We start from the raw sequence: 1,559 nt of genomic DNA on the forward strand, positions 1-1,559 counted from the left end.
CCTGACGACTCTACTTCAGTTCTTGATCCTTTCACTGAAGAAACCACTCTTATCTTGCGTTGTGACATCGTTGAGCCTGCAACTATGCAAGGCTACGAGCGTGACCCACGCTCTGTTGCTAAGCGCGCAGAAGAATACTTGAAGTCTACTGGCATCGCAGACAGCGCATTGTTTGGTCCAGAGCCAGAGTTCTTCGTATTTGACGATGTTAAGTGGAAAGCTGACATCAGCGGTGCGATGTACCAAATCAACTCTGAAGAAGCTGCATGGTCTAGCGACGCAAGCATCGAAGGCGGCAACACTGGTCACCGTCCTGGCGTTAAAGGCGGTTACTTCCCAGTACCACCAGTTGACTCTTTGCACGATCTTCGTGGCGCAATGTGTGCTGCAATGGAAGCAATGGGACTAGTGATCGAAGTACACCACCACGAAGTAGGTACTGCTGGTCAGTGTGAAATCGGCGTTGGTGCGAACACACTTGTAAACAAAGCCGACGAAGTTCAAATTCTTAAGTACTGTGTACACAACGTTGCACACGCTTACGGCAAGACTGCGACATTCATGCCTAAGCCTCTTGTAGGTGACAACGGTTCTGGTATGCACGTACACATGTCTCTAGCAAAAGATGGCAACAACATCTTCGCTGGTGACGGCTACGCAGGTCTTTCAGACGAGTGTTTGTACTACATCGGCGGTATCATCAAGCATGCTCGCGCGATCAACGCATTCACTAACGCTTCTACAAACTCTTATAAGCGTTTGGTTCCAGGTTTCGAAGCTCCAGTTATGCTTGCATACTCTGCACGTAACCGTTCAGCTTCTATCCGTATTCCATTCGTTAACTCGCCAAAAGCGCGTCGTATGGAAGCTCGTTTCCCTGACCCATCTGCAAACCCATACTTGGCGTTCTCTGCATTGATGATGGCTGGTCTTGACGGTATCCAGAACAAGATCCACCCTGGCGATCCAGCAGATAAAGACTTGTACGATCTTCCAGCTGAAGAAGCGGCTGAGATCCCAACTGTTGCTGAAACGTTTGACGTTGCACTTGACGCTCTTGAAGCTGATCACGAATTCCTTACAAAAGGCGGCGTGTTCACTGAAGATATGATTCAAGGCTACCTTGAACTTAAGCGTGAAGAAGTTGAGACATTGAACATGACAACTCACCCAGTTGAGTTCGACATGTACTACTCAGTTTAAGACTTTGTTTTAAAGAAAAGCCCAGCAAATGCTGGGCTTTTTTATATCTGAGGTTCATACTAGAAGCAGCCTAATACGCAACGGAGCTGCCCGAAGCCATGACAAAATCAATCATTTCTTCCCTCTTCCTTTTGGCTTTAACAATTGGCCTAAGTGGCGCTACCAAGGTCTACAAAACCATTAACCCTGATGGCAGCATCTCTTTCTCAGACGAACCAAGCGAACGCTCTGAAACAATAGAAGTGCAAGATGTCGCTACAGTACCCGCACTTAAACTACCTCCTAGCTCAACGAACACTCAACAAGCTGACACAACAACAAAAGAACTCTATCAATCCTTAAAGATACTAAGCCCT

The 1,559-nt window shown here is 47.2% G+C and carries 2 protein-coding genes; both read left to right on the plus strand.

The window, feature by feature from the left end:
* On the plus strand, window positions 1-1,203 hold a 1,203-nt coding region (gene glnA / locus A3762_RS08255; protein ID WP_068754904.1), incomplete at its 5' end, for a type I glutamate--ammonia ligase.
* A 98-nt stretch (window positions 1,204-1,301) separates the two neighbouring features.
* A partial coding sequence (locus A3762_RS08260) for a DUF4124 domain-containing protein (protein WP_156493338.1) occupies window positions 1,302-1,559 on the plus strand: 258 nt, incomplete at its 3' end.

It is taken from the genome of Oleiphilus sp. HI0125 (assembly GCF_001635355.1).